This is a genomic window from Rhizobium sp. SVR5-9E, from assembly GCF_056755095.1.
The window spans coordinates 1-16,884 of sequence record NZ_JBNDHS010000117.1; the positions used below are offsets into that span (position 1 = coordinate 1).

22 protein-coding genes and 1 pseudogene are annotated in these 16,884 nt (G+C 59.7%); 12 read left to right on the forward strand and 11 right to left on the reverse strand.

The features are described from left to right. Positions 1–479 precede the first annotated feature (479 nt). The 3 genes from ACPYOJ_RS30445 to ACPYOJ_RS30455 all read left to right on the forward strand — a co-directional run bounded on the left by ACPYOJ_RS30445 (position 480) and on the right by ACPYOJ_RS30455 (position 2,181). Positions 480–929, forward strand: a complete 450-nt coding sequence (locus tag ACPYOJ_RS30445) for a DUF4238 domain-containing protein (protein ID WP_481419578.1) — start codon at positions 480–482, stop codon at positions 927–929. Between the two features lie 41 nt (positions 930–970). Continuing rightward, positions 971–1,375, forward strand: coding sequence for a DUF4238 domain-containing protein (locus ACPYOJ_RS30450; RefSeq protein ID WP_481419579.1), 405 nt, complete (start codon positions 971–973; stop codon positions 1,373–1,375). A 410-nt stretch (positions 1,376–1,785) separates the two neighbouring features. After that, positions 1,786–2,181: a DUF1236 domain-containing protein gene (locus tag ACPYOJ_RS30455; RefSeq protein WP_481419580.1), complete on the forward strand. Its 396-nt coding sequence runs from the start codon at positions 1,786–1,788 to the stop codon at positions 2,179–2,181. A gap of 68 nt (positions 2,182–2,249) precedes the next feature. On the opposite strand, the gene ACPYOJ_RS30460 is transcribed toward ACPYOJ_RS30455, so the two are convergent. From ACPYOJ_RS30460 to ACPYOJ_RS30475, 4 genes are all read right to left on the reverse strand, one after another. Further along, positions 2,250–3,293, reverse strand: coding sequence for a Gfo/Idh/MocA family protein (locus tag ACPYOJ_RS30460; RefSeq protein ID WP_481419581.1), 1,044 nt, complete (start codon positions 3,291–3,293; stop codon positions 2,250–2,252). A 9-nt stretch (positions 3,294–3,302) separates the two neighbouring features. Further along, a complete protein-coding gene (locus tag ACPYOJ_RS30465) occupies positions 3,303–4,088 on the reverse strand; it encodes a ThuA domain-containing protein (protein ID WP_481419582.1) in 786 nt (261 codons plus the stop codon). A 166-nt stretch (positions 4,089–4,254) separates the two neighbouring features. Continuing rightward, positions 4,255–4,596 (reverse strand): SMR family transporter, encoded by a 342-nt coding sequence (locus tag ACPYOJ_RS30470; RefSeq protein ID WP_481419583.1) that lies wholly within the window; start codon positions 4,594–4,596, stop codon positions 4,255–4,257. Positions 4,597–4,612: 16 nt separating this feature from the next. After that, positions 4,613–5,176, reverse strand: coding sequence for a TetR/AcrR family transcriptional regulator (locus ACPYOJ_RS30475; protein ID WP_481419584.1), 564 nt, complete (start codon positions 5,174–5,176; stop codon positions 4,613–4,615). 156 nt (positions 5,177–5,332) lie between these two features. On the opposite strand from ACPYOJ_RS30475, the gene ACPYOJ_RS30480 reads away from it, so the two are divergent. After that, positions 5,333–5,722 (forward strand): group II truncated hemoglobin, encoded by a 390-nt coding sequence (locus tag ACPYOJ_RS30480; RefSeq protein WP_481419585.1) that lies wholly within the window; start codon positions 5,333–5,335, stop codon positions 5,720–5,722. An 8-nt stretch (positions 5,723–5,730) separates the two neighbouring features. Next, the gene (locus ACPYOJ_RS30485; protein ID WP_481419586.1) at positions 5,731–6,096 is read left to right on the forward strand and encodes a DUF423 domain-containing protein; all 366 of its coding nucleotides are present in this window, start codon (positions 5,731–5,733) and stop codon (positions 6,094–6,096) included. A 47-nt stretch (positions 6,097–6,143) separates the two neighbouring features. Here ACPYOJ_RS30485 and hmuQ read toward each other — a convergent pair whose 3' ends face one another. From hmuQ to ACPYOJ_RS30500, 3 genes are read right to left on the reverse strand one after another with little or no spacing between them, the layout of a single operon-like run. After that, on the reverse strand, positions 6,144–6,458 hold the full coding sequence (hmuQ, locus tag ACPYOJ_RS30490; RefSeq protein WP_481419587.1) for a heme-degrading protein HmuQ: 315 nt from the start codon (positions 6,456–6,458) through the stop codon (positions 6,144–6,146). A gap of 10 nt (positions 6,459–6,468) precedes the next feature. Next, positions 6,469–6,735 carry a hypothetical protein gene (locus tag ACPYOJ_RS30495; RefSeq protein WP_481419588.1) on the reverse strand — a complete coding sequence of 89 codons (267 nt, stop codon included), beginning with the start codon at positions 6,733–6,735 and terminating at the stop codon, positions 6,469–6,471. Continuing rightward, the gene (locus ACPYOJ_RS30500; protein ID WP_481419589.1) at positions 6,732–7,145 is read right to left on the reverse strand and encodes a DUF2325 domain-containing protein; all 414 of its coding nucleotides are present in this window, start codon (positions 7,143–7,145) and stop codon (positions 6,732–6,734) included. Before ACPYOJ_RS30500 ends, ACPYOJ_RS30495 begins: the two co-directional genes overlap by 4 nt. A gap of 331 nt (positions 7,146–7,476) precedes the next feature. On the opposite strand from ACPYOJ_RS30500, the gene ACPYOJ_RS30505 reads away from it, so the two are divergent. Then, a complete protein-coding gene (locus tag ACPYOJ_RS30505) occupies positions 7,477–7,821 on the forward strand; it encodes a hypothetical protein (RefSeq protein WP_481419590.1) in 345 nt (114 codons plus the stop codon). A 9-nt stretch (positions 7,822–7,830) separates the two neighbouring features. Then, positions 7,831–8,232, forward strand: coding sequence for a hypothetical protein (locus ACPYOJ_RS30510; RefSeq protein ID WP_481419591.1), 402 nt, complete (start codon positions 7,831–7,833; stop codon positions 8,230–8,232). A 55-nt stretch (positions 8,233–8,287) separates the two neighbouring features. On the opposite strand, the gene ACPYOJ_RS30515 is transcribed toward ACPYOJ_RS30510, so the two are convergent. Together ACPYOJ_RS30515 and ACPYOJ_RS30520 are read right to left on the reverse strand one after the other, a co-directional pair. Then, entirely contained in the window at positions 8,288–8,842 is a 555-nt protein-coding gene (locus tag ACPYOJ_RS30515) for an RNA polymerase sigma factor (RefSeq protein WP_168832529.1), read from the reverse strand. 12 nt (positions 8,843–8,854) lie between these two features. Continuing rightward, positions 8,855–9,061 (reverse strand): NepR family anti-sigma factor, encoded by a 207-nt coding sequence (locus tag ACPYOJ_RS30520; protein ID WP_168832563.1) that lies wholly within the window; start codon positions 9,059–9,061, stop codon positions 8,855–8,857. Between the two features lie 269 nt (positions 9,062–9,330). Here ACPYOJ_RS30520 and ACPYOJ_RS30525 point away from each other — a divergent pair, with 269 nt between their 5' ends. From ACPYOJ_RS30525 to preA, 4 genes are all read left to right on the forward strand, one after another. After that, positions 9,331–10,125 (forward strand): response regulator, encoded by a 795-nt coding sequence (locus ACPYOJ_RS30525; protein ID WP_168832528.1) that lies wholly within the window; start codon positions 9,331–9,333, stop codon positions 10,123–10,125. Positions 10,126–10,361: 236 nt separating this feature from the next. Further along, the gene (locus ACPYOJ_RS30530) at positions 10,362–11,315 is read left to right on the forward strand and encodes a sensor histidine kinase (protein ID WP_481419595.1); all 954 of its coding nucleotides are present in this window, start codon (positions 10,362–10,364) and stop codon (positions 11,313–11,315) included. Positions 11,316–11,705: 390 nt separating this feature from the next. After that, a complete protein-coding gene (locus tag ACPYOJ_RS30535) occupies positions 11,706–13,067 on the forward strand; it encodes an NAD(P)-dependent oxidoreductase (protein WP_481419592.1) in 1,362 nt (453 codons plus the stop codon). Between the two features lie 15 nt (positions 13,068–13,082). Continuing rightward, positions 13,083–14,396 (forward strand): NAD-dependent dihydropyrimidine dehydrogenase subunit PreA, encoded by a 1,314-nt coding sequence (preA, locus tag ACPYOJ_RS30540; protein ID WP_481419593.1) that lies wholly within the window; start codon positions 13,083–13,085, stop codon positions 14,394–14,396. 91 nt (positions 14,397–14,487) lie between these two features. Here preA and ACPYOJ_RS30545 read toward each other — a convergent pair whose 3' ends face one another. Beyond that, positions 14,488–14,694 (reverse strand): hypothetical protein, encoded by a 207-nt coding sequence (locus ACPYOJ_RS30545; RefSeq protein WP_481419594.1) that lies wholly within the window; start codon positions 14,692–14,694, stop codon positions 14,488–14,490. A 480-nt stretch (positions 14,695–15,174) separates the two neighbouring features. On the opposite strand from ACPYOJ_RS30545, the pseudogene ACPYOJ_RS30550 reads away from it, so the two are divergent. Beyond that, positions 15,175–16,656: pseudogene (locus ACPYOJ_RS30550) on the forward strand (GAF domain-containing protein); the annotation flags it as partial. A gap of 50 nt (positions 16,657–16,706) precedes the next feature. Here the strand turns inward: ACPYOJ_RS30550 and ACPYOJ_RS30555 are convergent. Next, on the reverse strand, positions 16,707–16,884 hold a 178-nt coding region (locus tag ACPYOJ_RS30555; protein ID WP_481419596.1), incomplete at its 5' end, for a TetR family transcriptional regulator C-terminal domain-containing protein.

The window sequence follows — 16,884 nt, forward strand, 5'->3', positions numbered from 1 at the left end:
ATGGCCAAGGACTACGTCTCCCTCAACGTCGCCATCGGCGGCGGCTATGCCGCAGCCGGCGTCAAGGCCGGAGCCGCCGCGACATCCGCCGCCGCAGCAGCACCGGTCTCAAAAAGCTGAGAGGCAAGCAGCGCGCGCTTGGTGCAACGGAAAAAAGGCCGGCCTGTAATCGACCGGCCAGCCCCTCTTCCTCATCGGAGGAGTGGTGAGACGGCTATGCGAGCATCATGCCGTTCGCCGCTATCAAAGCATAGCTTTGAGGTCTTGGATATCTCTCCAAAAGGATGAAGCCTCATACTCCGGACGGTCTCACGACAGCGGCAAAGAGCTACAATATCCACTGCTTCGCCACCCATGCCGGAGGAGAGGCTTTCATGGAAAAATTCGGTGGAGAGTTGTTCGACCAGCGCGACCGGGGGAAGGGGCTCAACTGGAACAAGTGGTATAAGCGGCAGGCTGCATCAAAAAAGTGAGTCTGCTTGAAACACCACTACATCCCGCAATTCTACCTTCGCCCGTGGCTAGGGGATGACCATAAGCTTCAGGAATACCGGCGCGGCTACAAGGGCCGCATCCAGACCGGCCGGTACGGGACGCTTTCGACCGGTTTTGAAGGCGATTTGTATGTCATCCCCGGCGTGACGGAAGATACCAAGCATAACGTCGAGAGGTTCTTCATGAGCTTCGTGGACAACGCGGCCGTCCGCGCCCGCGACATGATGCTCAATGACAAGATCCCGCAGGATGCCGAAACCCGCCACTCGTGGGCGCGGTTCGTCATGTCGCTCATCTTCCGCAATCCGGAGGAGATGGCGAAGTTCAAGGCGCGCTTCACGATTGACTACTACACGCCGAACGAGGTCTTCACAGCGAAATACGAGGCCATCCGGCAGCCAGGTGACCCGAGACGTTTGAAGAGTGGATTCTAAACTCAGATCCCACCGGCGCCGAGCGGCAGGCAGTAATCACCATGACCAAGCTCATCGAGCATCCGAACGCGATGAAGCTCCTGCGGCGAATGCACTGGATGGTGCTCGATTCCAACAAGGTGGCGCGGAAGTTCATGACCTCCGACCGGCCGACTATTATGACCAACGGCCTGATTCATTACACCGGCCACTATGCGCTCCCCATAAGCCCGACACGGCTGTTCATAGCCTGCACGACGGTGCAGTTCGCGGAAGAGATTGCAAAGGCGCCGATGAGCCGGATTGTCCGCAAGGTCAACGAAACTGTCATCGGGCAGGGCCGCAAGTACGTCTATGCACTCGATGACACCCACACTGCTGAAGTGCGGAAGATGATGGGCAAGAAGGAAGGGCCGTCGTTCGCTAAGGTTTTTCGGACGAGCGAAACCGGCAAAGGCCCAATCTAGCAGGGAGCCGACGACAAGAAGCGCCAGCGCCGGCAGGAAGAAGAACGCCGCCGCCATCTTGATGCGCTCGAAGCGATCACCGTCGAACTGCGGAGACCAGCCCAACGTCTGGTAAAGGCGCTGGGACACCGTGGCATAAGGCATGTCGGCATATTCCGGCCAAAGCACCCTGAATTGCTCGTCGTACCAGCAGGCTCGCGATGGCGTGCGGTAGCGGTTCCACGGGCGCGACGCCGATCGCCCCATCGGCAAGGATTAGTCGATTTTCTTTGGTCGCAGGGCGTGCTTCCGCCGCCTCACGCCATGTAACCGTGGCGTTGCAAGCGTGATTCCGTCACACTCGCAATAGGGGAACAACCGCCCTCCCCCTCCGTTTCTTCTTTGCAGACTCGAGCTAAGGAGAAAGCAAAATGTACAAGATCCTACTTGTCTCCAGCGCCCTGGCGCTGTCGTCCCTAGCCACGAATGCGTTGGCTGGCGGAGCCGTTACCGGAGCTGCCGGTGGAGCCGTTACGGGTGCAATTGTCGGCGGGCCTGTGGGCGCCGCTGTGGGTGGCGTTGCCGGCGCCGTGGCCGGCGCGATCATCGATCCGCCGCCGCGTGAGGTTGTGACCTATGTCGAGGCGCAGCCGGCTCCGCCGACCCCTGTCATCATCAAGCAACCGATCGTTGTCGGCAAGCCGCTTCCGGCGGACGTACAGGTCATCCCGGTGCCGGAAAATCCGAAATACGCCTATACGATGGTCAACAACCAGCGTGTGATCGTCGAACCGAGCACACACCGCGTTGTTCAGGTCATCCAATAAGCCCTATCCCGGCCAGCAAAAACCGCCGTTCGTAAGAGCGGCGGTTTTCGTAGACTTCAAAATCGGCATCAGACCTTGAGTTCGCACCGATCGCGCTCGGTGATCATGGCAAGATCTAGCACTTTCTGAAGGTTGGCGGCGTGGCGGAAGTTCGGGTCCGGCTGCAGGCCGCTCCTGACGGCATCGGCAAACCGCTGGTAGTTGGTCGGCACGGGCGGCACCTCGATTGCCCTCCAGGTCGCGCTCTCGACATCGTCGCCGAGACAGCCGCGCAGTTCCGATCCGGCCGGACGATGGCTGACCTCGAGGCTCCCTCTCTCGCCGTAGATGCGCAGCTTCAGCTCGTTCAGATGACCGGTTGCCCAACGGCTGGCGTGAATGACACCGAGCGCACCGTTGGCGAAATCGACGGACATCGTGAAGCTGTCGTTCGCATCGAGAAGGTATTCGCCGATCTGGCCGCCGGGCGCCTTGTTGAAGGTCTTGAGGCGAGCGAACACGTGATCGATGTCCGTTGCCGCGCCATAGGCTGCGAAGTCGAGGATGTGGATGCCGACATCGCCGAGCACGCCGTTCGAGCCGTGACCGGTCGAAAGCCGCCAGAGCCAGGTCGATTCCGTACGCCAGTCGCCCCAGGCGCGCGAAACGAGCCAGCTCTGCAGATAGGATGCTTCCACGTGTTTGATCGTGCCAAGCTCGCCGGCGAGCACCATCTCGCGGGCCCGCTGCAGCGGCGCAACGTTGCGATAGGTGAGGTTCACCATGTTGATGACGCCGGCCCGTTCGGCTGCCTCCGTCATCTCCAGAGCCTTCGGATAGCTTTCCGCCAGCGGCTTTTCGCAGAACACATGCTTGCCTGCGGCAATCAGCGCCATCGTCGTCGGATAGTGGACGCGGTCTGGCGTGATGTTGGTCACCGCATCGAAATCGCCCCAGGCCAAAGCCTCGTCCAATGTCAGGAAACGCTTTTCGATTTTGAGTTCGTCGGCGAAGTGCTTCAGGCGCGCGGGATCGGTGTCGACGGCGCCGACGACCTCGACGCCCTCCATGTGGGCGAAATGGCGCATCTGGTTCTTCGCCATGACGCCCGTACCAAGTACCAGTAGTCGCATGAATTCTCCTCAGCGGTAACCGGCTTCGCCGGCCTGGTGCAATTTGGGACCGCGCTCCTCAATCGGCTCCAGCGCTTTTTCCACCGGCACATTTGGAGCATCCGTAATGCTCGTCAACGCGGGCTGCGGGTTATAGGCCCATTTGACGCCGTTGATTAGCACCTTGCGGACGTTGGCGTCGTGATAAGTCGGATAGGTTTCGTGGCCGGGGCGGAAGTAGAAGATGTTGCCCGCGCCGCGCCGCCACGTCATGCCGGAGCGGAACACCTCGCCGCCCTGGAACCAGGAGATGAACACCGTTTCCAGCGGCTCGGGAACAGAAAACTGCTCGCCATACATTTCCTCGTTCTCGAGGATGAAGCTCTCATCGAGACCTGTGGCAATCGGATGGCGGGGATTGATGACCCACAGCCGCTCACGCTCGCCCGCCTCTCGCCACTTCAGCGCGCAGGGCGTGCCCATCAGCCGCTTGAATATCTTCGAGAAATGCCCGGAATGCAGCACCAGCAGCCCCATTCCCTCCCAGACCCGCTTGGCAACGCGTTCGACGACCTCGTCGGAGACCGCGCCGTGGTCCTTGTGGCCCCACCAGATGAGTACATCGGTCTCGGCAAGCCGCGCTTCGGAAAGCCCGTGCTCCGGTTCCTGCAGGGTTGCGGTCGTCGCCTTGATCGCCGGATCGCTGTTCAGCGCATTGGCAATGGTCGTATGCATGCCCTCGGGATAGATGCCCTTGACGACGGCATTGGTGTTCTCGTGGATGTTTTCACCCCAAACGACAGTGCGAATGGCCATTGTCGGTGCTCCTCCGGACGCAAATTCTGAAAAGGCTGGGTGGATAGTCGATACGCTTTGGAAGGATGCCGATGGCACCCTCACTCCTCCGCGTTAAGAGGAACACATAGACATTTGACGTTATTTTGACAGCGAAAAAATAAGAATAGGAAGAACAGTAGCGAAATCAATGCGAAATGGATTTCGAGTAAATATTGACGATCAAAACGCCGGCAACGATCAGCGCAAGTCCGATCACCGCAGGCAGATCGAGCCGCTGCTTGAAGCACACAAGCCCGACGCCAGAAATCAGCACGATCCCCAATGCACTCCAGATGGCATAGGCGATGCCAACGGGAATGACCTTGAGGGTGTGCGACAAAGCATAGAAGGCCACCGTATAGCAGACGACGAGAAGCACGCTCGGCCACAGCCGCGTAAACTGCTGTGACAGTTGCAGGGCCGTCGTGCCGATGACTTCCAGCACGATTGCCGCAAAGAGCAGCGCGTAGACGGCAGCTGGGCTCATGGTTCTGTCCTTAAAACTAGCGCGTCGTGAGTTCGGTAAGGCGAGCGATCAGCGCGCTGCGCTCGGTGGCATCGATCTCATGACTTTCCGTCATGTCAGCAAGCCAGAGGCCATCCGCCGCAAAGCGCACCATCTGCGCGTCGAGCGAAGAGTCGGTGCCGACATATTCGTCCGCCCGCTCCCGAACCCACTGCCGCCAGCGTTCACGCAGCCGCGGCTCCGCCAGCATCGCAATCGTCACTTGCGCCCACTGGCTGGAATCGTCCCGCTTCTCCTTGATGCTGGCGCAGGCGAGAAGGTAGGCGCGCGTAAAGCGTCCGTGCGGAAGCGGATCTGCGCGCATCCGTTCATCCAGCTCCTCGTCGAAGCGTTCGAGGAGACTTTCGAACAGAGCATCCAGCAGCGCGTTCTTCGTCGGAAAGTGGTGCAGCAATCCGCCCTTGCTGACCCCGGACGCTCCGGAGACCGCATCGAGCGTTACCGAAGCCATTCCCTGTTTCGCCGCAAGGCGCGCTGCCACGTCCAGCAATTGCCGGCGCACCAGAACAGGCTGCTTCTTGCGATGATGAGCGTTTGACATCACTTATAAAAATACCGTCTGGACGGTTTTGTCAATCGAGATCTTATTCTCTGCACCCATATTGGGACTCTGGCGCGAAATGACGCGGCCCTGGCGATTGGGTTGCGAATTCAGCAGCGGCAGTGCAATAAGGATCGGACTTCAAGGGATAGTGTTGTGACGGAAGAGGTTATCACCCTCTATCAGGCGATCGGAGGCGAGCAGACGGTGCGCGCCTTGTCGCATCGCTTCTATCAACTGATGGACACGTTGCCGGAGGCAAAGCATGTTCGCGCGGTTCATCCGCCCAGCCTCGAAGGCAGCGAGGAAAAGTTCTACGAGTATCTGACCGGGTATCTCGGCGGCCCGCCGCTTTATACCGACAAGCGCGGCCATCCGCGCCTTCGTAGCCGACACTTCGTCGCGGAGATCGGCCCAGTCGAGCGCGACGAATGGCTGCTCTGCTTCCGCCGCGCGATGGACGAAACCATCGCCAACGAAAAGCTGCGCGACATCGTCTGGCCGCCGATCGAACGGCTTGCGCATCATATGCAGAACAAGGAATAGGATCCGGCATGGTCTCGAACGCACGCACCGTCCCGCTTTTCTTCGTCTTTGCCGGACTGTTTGGCTTTGCCGGCGTGGCGCTTGCCGCCGTCGCGGCGCATGGCGGGGGCGATGCCGCCCTGCCAGCATCCGCGTCCGCGATGTGCCTGGCGCATGCCCCTGCCCTATTGGGTTTGGCTATCGGCATGGAGAAGATCAAAACTGCCACGCTCGCCGGCTTGCTGATGATCGTCGGAACGACGCTTTTTGCGGGCGATCTCGTGATGCTGCGCTTCACGGGCCACGGGCTTTTCCCCTACGCAGCGCCAACCGGCGGCTGGGCGATGATGCTCGGCTGGCTGGCGGTCGCCGCGGGTGGCTTGATGCGCCGCTGACGCGGTCAACCGTCGGGCGCCAATACAGCGGTGCCGTAGTTGCCTCTTCAGATTCCGTCTACGACGTTAAATCCTTCGAACACCGGCGGCCCCTTGTACATGACCTTGTTCTCGCCGGCATTGCGATGCGCGGCGCGGAAGTTCTCGGACTTCGTCCAGTTCAAGAAGTCTTCCTCGCTTTGCCAGATCGTATGCGAGACGAAGAGCGTGTAGCCTTCCTCCATGTTCGTCGAGCCACGCAGCAGCCGGAACTCGACGAAGCCCGGCACCTGCGCCAGGCTTGAGTCGCGGTTGCGCCAGACATTTTCGAAATCCGTCTCGGCGCCGCTCGCGACCTTGAAGCGGTTCATGGCAATATACATCGGGACCTCCTTACGTCTTCCTGCCTTTCGCGCGCGCTTTCGGAAAGGCAACGACATTATCGCCGTTCGTCGCCTCGTCCCCAAGGGGGCGATCCCCGATTTCGCCTGACTGGCGCGCTTCCCACACGGGAAACTCCATCACATTCGAATAGAGTTCCCGGCGAGCGGCATTTTCCGTCAGGAGATCGTAGAGCTCGGGCACGAGACCGTCGCCGTTCTGCGCGGCGAGCTTGTGCAGGCCGATCATCATGAAGCCTTGGAAGGGCTGATCTGTCATCGGGAACTGTCTCTTTCGTTCATGGTTTGCAGCGCACGCTCGAGGCTCGATTTGCTGCCGTTGCGCAGCGGGATGAACGTCTTGCCGAACTTCTTGCAGCCGGTCTTCACACGCAGGCAAGCATCGTGGCTGATACAGTCGATCGGGCAGAACACGCAATCGACGGAGGGAAGGACAGTGTCGATACGGGAAACGGCTTCGCGCAGGCCGCCATCATGGTGGATCAATTCGGCGCCGAAGCTGCTCGCGATCTGACGAAGATGCGCCACCTGGCAATCGCGGCCGCCGACATAGAGGAAACTGCGGACACTCGGTTTGGATTGTCCCGGCCCCTGTTGCGACGCTTGCGCCGGCGCATCCGCAGTTACGCGGTTGCCCTGGTTTGATCCCTTCTTCGCCTTGCGAGCCATTTACCACCCGTTCGCTCGTTGACCGTCACACGCTTCCTGCGTGTGCGAGCGGCACCTTATTAAACTTGATTTCTGCGGTAAAGTATAAAGTTGACTCCAAAGATCATATTTTAACATCGGTCATTTTCGCCTCCGCATGGCGGTCCAGCTCGGCCTGCCCCGCTCCAAGGCAGGTGATTTCGAGGAGCGATACCGTCCGCCGACTGGCGATCCCGACCGGAACTTTTGATTGCCCCACGCGTTTGACGCTCGATTAGTTGGGTCAATGCCACCTCCGGTTCAGACCTCGTTGAAACCGCGCCTTTTCTGCGCCTCACAGATGGAGAGCATCATGGCTTCCCTCTTCCACTCCGCTCGCGGACGTTCTGGCAACGGAACGCTTCACGACATCGAATCCACGATCGAGGATCAGATCGAAAGTCTGCGCGACGAAATCGCGGCTTTGACCAAGCTCGTCAGCAAGAATACGCGGCGCTACGGCGACAGGTCACGCTATCAGGCGGCGGCGGGCTATGACGAACTCATCGCGCGCGGCGAAGACCTGCTTCGCGACCTGCAGGAGGGCTATACGCGCGGCGCCACGGAAGTTCGCGACACCGTGCGGAGCCACCCGGTTGCGGCAATTGGAACGGCTGCCGCCGTTGCTCTTGTGCTTGCATTCCTCGTACGCCGTTAAGGAGGTTTGATGCTCGCTCCGATCCTTGGCCTGCTCGTGGGGGACGGCGTTCACAGGACCATTGCGCGAACAAAGCGCAGCGGCATTTTTATCGCCGCCGCCGCACTCTTCTTTCTGACCGCCTATGTGCTCGCGGTAACAGCCCTGGCGATATGGCTGGAAAGCACCTACGGAGCCTTGGGTGCCGTCCTCTTCCTTGCAGCCTGCGCCCTGCTGCTGGGCATCGTGGTGCTGATCGTCATGGCGATCATCAATGCACGGGAAGCCCGCCGGGAACGCGAACGCCGTCTGGCAATGGAGTCGATGGCTGCAATCGGCATCGGCCTTGTCCGCTCGCAGCCGCTCTTGACCGCCGGTGTGCTGACCGCGCTCATTGCGTCGACCCTTATGGGCTCCAAGCGCCGCGACTAGATATGAAAAAGCCGGCGCTACCGCCGGCTTTTTTCACTCATCAAACTCGTAGCAATCAAAAAGCGAAGGCTTTCGACGTCAGCGGCGCAGAGGTCGCGTCGGGACCGAAATCTGCCTCGCCTGATATCTGCAGCAGCTCCTGCAGACGCTGCCGCGCGCGATTGACGCGGCTCTTGATCGTCCCGACCGCACATCCGCAAATCTCGGCAGCCTCTTCATAAGAGAAGCCCGAGGCGCCAACGAGAATGATGGCCTCGCGCTGGTCGGGAGGCAATCGATCGAGTGCCTTTTTGAAATCCTGCAGATCGAGAGCGCCGTATTGCGACGGGTGCATGGCCATCGACTCGGTGAACAACCCATCGCTGTCCTGGATCTCGCGGCCGCTCTTGCGCATCTGGCTGTAAAGCTCGTTGCGCAGGATCGTGAAAAGCCAGGCCTTCATGTTGGTGCCCATCTCAAAGTGGTCCTGCTTTGCCCAGGCCTTCATGATGGTGTCCTGCACCAGGTCGTCGGCACGATCGTGCCGGCCGATCAGTGAAATCGCGAAAGCGCGCAGGCTCGGCAAGGCAGCCAGCAGTTCGCGTTTGAAGCTTGGTTCAACTTTAGCCATCAACGCGCGCCCCTATTCGGCCACCTTGGCCGTCGCCATCATCTCTGCCTCGTCCAGTTTTTCAAGCAAATCGAGAAAACGGTCGGGGATCGCCTCCTCCTGAACCGCCGCGTAAAGAGAGCGCAGTTTGATGCCAATCTGGTTGGTTGGGTCGAGGATGTCGCTTGCGCGCATGTCCAGCCGCTGCTTATTCTGTTCATTTTTTTGCTGTTTTGTCATTAATTCGTCGCTTCTCGCCGGTTGTCTCTGTTTGAAGGCGCGATACTTGTTCGCGGCGGCTTGAGACGCCGGCACCACCGGCTGCCGCTTCGAAGCGGTCGGTGTGAAAAATCTCTGCCGGTTATCATGCTCAAAATGCGATGCGCCCTCATCTGTCGCGATCATAATGCAGGGCTGGATCAAAAGTTCCGCAGTTGCTGGAACTTTTTTGACAGCGCGGCGTTTTCACAACATTAAAGCCAGATATGGCCTACCGACGGGAGTTTTTAATGACACTTTCTACTCGAATTGCGCCGCACCTTCCTTATCTGCGTCGCTATTCCCGCGCACTTACCGGCACCCAGACGTCAGGCGATGCTTACGTTGCTGCAGTTCTCGAAGCGATCATCGCCGACATATCGATTTTTCCGGATACCGCGAACGACCGTGTCGCACTGTACAAACTGTTCACGCAACTTTTTGGTTCCACCGCCGTCCAGATTCCCGAGCCGGCTTCGCCGTACGCTTGGGAGCAGCGTGCTACGGTGAACCTGGCCAAGGTCTCTCCGCTAGCCCGCCAGGCCTTCATCCTCGCTTCAGTCGAGAATTTTCGCGTCGGCGAAATTGCCGATATTCTCGATATCGAGGAACAGGAAATCATGACCCTGCTCGACACTGCCTCGCAGGAGATATCGCGGCAGGTTGCCACCGATATCATGATCATCGAAGACGAGCCGCTGATCGCGATGGATATCGAGCAGATGGTGGAAAGTCTCGGCCACAAGGTCACCGGCATTGCCCGCACGCACACGGAAGCCGTGGCGCTTTACAATAAGACCAAGCCGAGCATGGTTCTCGCCGATATACAGCTCGCCGACGGCAGCTCAGGCATCGACGCCGTGAACGACATTCTGAAGACATCGAGCGTGCCGGTGATTTTCATCACGGCCTTCCCCGAACGCCTTTTGACGGGCGAGCGGCCCGAACCAACCTTCCTCGTCACCAAGCCCTTCAATCCCGACATGGTCAAAGCATTGATCAGCCAGGCGCTATTTTTCAATGAATCCAACAAGGTTGCCGCATGAGGCTTAGCCGCCAAAGCGACGGAACAAAGCGAAGAACGAGGCGTTCCCAGTTAGCTGGTGGCTTCGGTAGCGCCTTTAACGGTTTTTGCAACGCTTACGCGTAGTATGACCGGCAGGTTTCCTGAACGGCAACCTCTTTCCAGCTGCACCAGAAGGATCGAAGGGACGGCGGCTAGGTGAATACGACGGAACCACTAACCGGGAGGCCCTTCGCGCTCGAAGGCAAGTCCGCGATGATGGAGCGGGCGTTGAGCAGCGCCGGAATCTCGATTCTGTTCCAGGACGCTACGCTGGCACTTTCCTATGCCGAAAACTTGCCGCCCCACCTCGCCGAACGGTACTTCGCCGGCGGCAGAGACGGCGATCTTTTCGGTCAAGTGCATGGAGACTACCTGGGGGTCTTGAAGTCCAACGTGCTCGAAACCGGATCGGCGACCAATGCCGAAATCGATCTCGACGTTGACGGCGAGATCCGAACCTATGAACTGAAGGTCCAGCGCGTCAACGGCGACGGCTTCCTTGGCATTCTCTCGGTCATTTCCGAAGTGACCGAAATGCGGCACCGTGAAAAGGTGCTGAAATCACTGCTGCGCGAACTCTCGCATCGTTCGAAGAATCTGCTCGCGATCATCCAGGGCATCGCGACCCAAACGGCGCGCAATACGCTGTCGCTTGATAGCTTCCTCGTGAAGTTTCGGGGGCGCCTTCAATCGCTCTCGAATTCACAGGACCTGATCACGGATTCGAGCTGGCGCGGCGCTTATCTCTTTGACCTGGCGGAAAAGCAGTTTGCACCTTATTGGCCGGAAACGGCCGGATCCATGCCGATCTTCGGCATCAATGCCCATCTGACACCGAATGCCGCCGTGCATCTTGGGCTCGCTCTTCATGAACTCGTCGTCAATTCGGCCTCCTATGGCGCGATCGCCGGCGGCGCATCATCGGTCACGCTGAACTGCAAGGAAGTCAAACTGAACGGCAGGAAGGCGATCGAGGTGGCCTGGGTGGAAGTCCTCCCGAACCGTACGGACATTCACGAGTTCAGCGAAAACAGTTTCGGCAGGAGTGTGCTGGAACGCGTCGTCCCATCATCGATGAACGGCAAGGCGGAACTGAAACTGCTCCCGGGCCGCATCGAATATTATCTGCATATCCCCGAGACGGAATTCGAAATCCTGAAGCGCGCCTAACTCAGCCGCGCGCACATCAAAACAGCCAGTGCGAGGGCGGCGCACTGGCTGTTTTCACTCATCGGGAGGGGACCGTGAGTAATCCAGATGATGAGTTGGGGGCGCGCATGTTGGGTCGATGCGATCATCATCTGGATGTCGCCTAAACGACGCCGTTAACCTTTGGTTCCGGCGGTTATGAAAAAAAATACATTTTCAAGAGATTTTTTTCAATACGCATCAACTTTGGGCCGTGCGAGAGGCGTTTCGGCTGCCGATCGCGCGATACATTTAGCAAAATAATCAACTACTTAACTAGTGATCGGTATCAAAATTTTACCGTTTGATAAATTTTTGATACTGAGTTACGCTTTCCCTCACTAGCCGTTTACCAATAATGAGGGAACTTCAATGGAACGACTGGAAACTGGGATCCATGCCGGCCGGCTTTTGCCCGCCGAGTATGAGACTAATTTTTCCGATCTGCATCCGCGCCTCGACAAGCATGAGGCGCTGGTCGCCGCCGACCGCTGCTATTTCTGCTACGACGCGCCGTGCATGACGGCCTGTCCCACCTCGATCGACATTCCGCTGTTCATCCGCCAGATCGCCACCGGCAATCCAATCGGCTCTGCAAAGACGATCTTCGACCAGAACATCCTGGGCGGCATGTGCGCCCGCGTCTGTCCCACCGAAGAGCTCTGCGAACAGGCCTGCGTGCGCAACACGGCAGAGGAAAAGCCCGTGGAGATCGGCCGCCTGCAGCGCTACGCAACGGATACAGCCATGGAGGCAGGCAAGCAGTTCTACACCCGCGCTGCCTCCACCGGAAAAAAGATCGCCGTCGTCGGCGCGGGTCCGGCGGGTCTCGCAGCCGCCCATCGACTGGTAGTCAAAGGCCACGAGGTCGTCATCTACGACGCCAGGCCGAAATCCGGCGGCCTGAACGAATACGGCATCGCCAGCTATAAGACGGTCGACGACTTCGCGCAGAAGGAAGTCGACTACGTGCTGTCGATCGGCGGAATCGAAGTCCGCCACGGGCAACAGCTCGGCCGTGATTTCTCGCTCGCGGATCTGCAGTCGCAGTATGACGCCGTCTTCCTCGGCATTGGACTGGCCGGCGTCAATGCGCTCCGCATCGAAGGCGAAAACCTGCCGGGCGCCGACGATGCCGTCGATTTCATCGCCGCGCTCCGCCAGGCCAAGGACAAGGCGGAGATTGCGATCGGCCGCCGCGTCGTCGTTCTCGGCGGCGGCATGACGGCGATCGACGCCGCCGTGCAGGCCAAGCTGCTCGGCGCCGAAGAGGTGACGATCTGCTACCGCCGCGGCAAGGAACATATGAACGCCTCGGAATTCGAGCAGGATCTTGCTACCTCGAAGGGCGTCATCATCCGCCACTGGCTTGCGCCGAAGTCCATTCTTGCAAAGGACGGCAAGGTCGCTGCGATCGAAGTCGAGTATACGAAGATCGTCGAAGGCCGCCTCGTCACGACCGGCGAGACCGGCGTCATTGCCGCCGAGCAGATCTTCAAGGCGATCGGCCAGACCTTCGAGGGGTCCGGCCTCGGAACGCTTCGCATGGAATCCGGGCGCATCGCAGTCGACGGCGAAGGCCGCACCTCGCTCGACGGCGTCTGGGCCGGCGGCGACTGCGTTTTCGGCGGCGATGATCTGACCGTCTCGGCGGTCGCGCACGGCCGCGATGCTGCCGAATCCATCAACCACATGCTGACTGCCGATGCGCAGCCGACCGTTGCTGTCGCGTAAAGGGGAGAATGAACAATGGCTGATCTCCGCAACAATTTCGTCGGCATCAAGTCCCCCAACCCGTTCTGGCTCGCCTCCGCGCCGCCGACCGACAAGGCCTACAATGTCGAGCGCGCCTTCAAGGCGGGCTGGGGCGGCGTGGTCTGGAAAACGCTCGGGGAAGAAGGCCCGCCGATCGTTAACGTCAACGGTCCGCGCTACGGCGCGATCTGGGGTGCCGACCGCCGTCTGCTCGGCTTGAACAACATCGAGCTCATCACCGACCGCGACCTCTACACAAACCTGCGCGAAATGAAGCAGGTGAAAATGAACTGGCCGGACCGCGCGCTGATCGCCTCTATCATGGTGCCCTGCACCGAGGATGCGTGGAAGGCGATCCTGCCGCTCGTCGAAGAGACGGGCGCTGATGGCATCGAGCTCAATTTCGGCTGTCCCCACGGCATGTCCGAACGCGGCATGGGCTCGGCTGTCGGGCAGGTGCCGGAATATATCGAAATGGTCGTACGCTGGTGCAAGCAGTACACGCGCATGCCTGTGATTACCAAGCTGACGCCGAATATCACCGACATCCGCAAGCCGGCGCGCGCCGCCAAGGCGGGCGGTACGGACGCCGTCTCGCTGATCAACACGATCAACTCGATCACCGCGGTCAATCTCGACACCTTCTCGCCCGAGCCTTCGATCGACGGCCGGGGCAGCCACGGTGGCTATTGCGGTCCGGCCGTCAAGCCGATCGCGTTGAATATGGTCGCTGAGATCGCCCGCGATCCGGAAACCTACGGTCTACCGATCTCCGGCATCGGCGGCATCACCACCTGGCGCGACGCGGCGGAGTTCCTCGCCCTCGGCGCCGGCAATGTGCAGGTCTGCACGGCGGCGATGACCTACGGCTTCAAAATCGTGCAGGAGATGATATCCGGCCTCTCCGACTGGATGGACGCCAAGGGCCATAGGAACCTCGACGACATCACCGGCCGCGCCGTCCCAAACCTCTCCGACTGGCAGTACCTGAACCTCAACTACATCACCAAGGCGAAGATCGATCAGGACGCTTGCATCAAATGCGGCCGCTGTCACATCGCCTGCGAGGACACCTCGCATCAGGCGATCACGCAGTTCGTCAACGGCGTTCGCCATTTTGAGGTGCTGGAAGAGGAATGCGTCGGCTGCAACCTCTGCGTCAATGTCTGCCCGGTCGAGAATTGCATCACCATGGAGCAGTTGCCTGCAGGCGCTCTCGACGAGCGCACAGGTCGTGTGGTGGAAAGTACCTACGCCAACTGGACGACCCATCCGAACAATCCCATGGCAAGACAGGCCGCGGAGTGATGAACGAGCAACGCCGCGGAAACCATCGCTCCGCGGCGTTGCTTTCTACCCTATTCTAGGATCCTGCTGGCTTGATTGCAGGCATTGCAAGTCAACGTGTTGCAAGCAGCTCCCGAAGTTGATCCGGTCGATCAACGCCAAACTCAAACCACATCGTCAACTCCTGCGCAGCCTCCTGTGCCTCTATGTTCAAAATGTCATAACCGCGATCGTCGCACCAATCCTTGAGCAAACCGTCCAACATAGTCAGATCACCTGAAGTCAAGACGCGCTTCTTCGAGGCCACTGCTTGAGACATACTATTCCTCCCAAAGATATTACTTTTTACCACCACCCGATATTCAAGTACTACATTAGTATAATGTTGCCTTCTGGAAAATATATTTTAGGAGATTTCAGCGCGAAAACGGCATAACTATCTATTTTGACAAAGCAATTTTTGCGGCAGCCGCTAGCGGCTTGATGACCGGCTTAGCGACGAAGGACTGCTCCGGCGGAAGTCGACGCCGCGGCCCCGTTGGCAGCAAAGCCGCCGCCTCTCATGAATTAACGGGAAAAGCGAGGGGCCATATCAACTTATTGATGTATTCACTGGATATGGCGTATTCCCGCCATATATGCCTTGCCTTGCGACGCCGGAATGAAGCGGCAGCCAAAAAAGTCGTGGGAAGATGCGGCATCTCACTCAGAGCGCGCCGGAGCAGGTCAATATTGAATGGCTGATCCCGAACCGGCCGCTATGCAAGGTAGCTGAAATGGAACTGGAGTTGCCTGTCTCGTGAGCGAACCGTCCCGTCAACTCGAACCGACGAATTGCGACCGAGCGCAGCTTTACCAACTCGGCGCTATCCAGCCTTTCGGTTTCCTGATTGTGGCTTCCTCCGATTGGAAGATCATGCGCGCTTCGATCAATCTCGAAGAATTTCTGGGCGTAAGCTACAAGGACGCGCTCGGGCAGCCGCTTTCCGCCATCATCATGCCCCAGACGCTGCACGCCATCCGCAACCGGCTGGCCGTCATGCGCGGTCCAGGCATTGTCGAGCGGCTGTTCTGCATCGCCTTTGCCGATGGTGGTCCTGCCTTCGACGTGGCTCTACACCTCAGCGATGACCAAATCATCATCGAGGGCGAACCCTCTCAAGATGGGCGCCAGGGCGGCTCGACGATATCGATCCGCGCGATCATGGCCCGCCTGGATCAAGCGCAGACGCCGGAAGAGTTTTTGCGCGAGGCTGCCCGGCAGGCGCGCGGCATCACCGGTTTCGATCGCGTCCTGGTTTGCCGCTTCGATGACACAGGGTCGGGCGAAGTCGCCGCGGAAGCCGCAAGGCCTGCCATCGGATCATTCCTTGGCTTTCATTTTCCGGCCTCGGACTTTCCGGCCGAGGCGCGCGCCCTCCATACCCGCAATATCTTCCGTGTTATCGCCGATGTCGAAACTGCGCCGGTTCCGGTCCTGCCGGAGGCCGACGAGCACGGTCGGACAACCGATCTCTCCCTGGCGATCTTGCGCTCGGTCTCGCCGGTCCACGCGGAATATCTGAAGAACATCGGCGTCGTAGCCTCGCTTTGGCTGCCGATCATGGTGAACGGCAATCTGTGGGGCCTCCTCGCCTGCCATCATTACACCGCTCGCCTTCCGTCCTTCGAGCGCCGCTCGGCGGCAGAACTCTTCGGCCAGATGTTCGCGTCGCGGCTGGAAAGCCGGGAACGGCAGCGGGCTCTTGAATTGGAGACCGGGGCACGGCGGACCGTCGAGCGGCTGCTGACTGCCGTTACGGACAATGCGGACTTGCTCGCTGACGCGGCGTGGCTGAACGAAGCCATCGCCGACACCGTCCCTGCTGACGGCATTGCCGTCTGGATCAACGGCCGCGTGGCAGTGCGGGGGCTCACACCCTCACAAGTGCAATTTCCGGCGCTGGTCGAGACGCTGAATCGCCGCGCATCGGGCCAAGTCCTTGCGATCGATCACCTCGCCGAATTCAGCCCCGACGCCGCGGCGAACGGCGACGCAGCCGGGCTTCTTGCCATTCCGATCTCGCGGTCGCCAAGCGATTACGTGATATTCTTCCGCCAGGAAATCCTGCGCACGGTGCGCTGGGCGGGCGATCCGCCCAACACGATTCAGCACGCCTCCAGTGGCTCGGACCTGACGCCCCGCAAGCGCTTCGAGGCCTGGTCTGAAATGGTGCGCGGACGCTCACTGCCATTTTCCGAAGCAGAACGCCATATTGCGGAAACCATCCGCCTCACGCTTCAAGCGGCCCGCCGCCTGGCCGGGTAAACGGCAGCGCGGCGGAGGTTCGATCAGGCCGGCCGAACCAACCCGCTGGTAAAGAGCTGCTCGAGGAAACGCCCGGCATCCTCGAAGCGCCCTGCCCCCGCATGCTCCTGGCCAAGAACGGCGCGGACCTGGACATCGAAGTCGGCATAGTGCTGGGTCGTCGACCAGATGGAAAAGATAAGATGGTACGGATCGCACTCG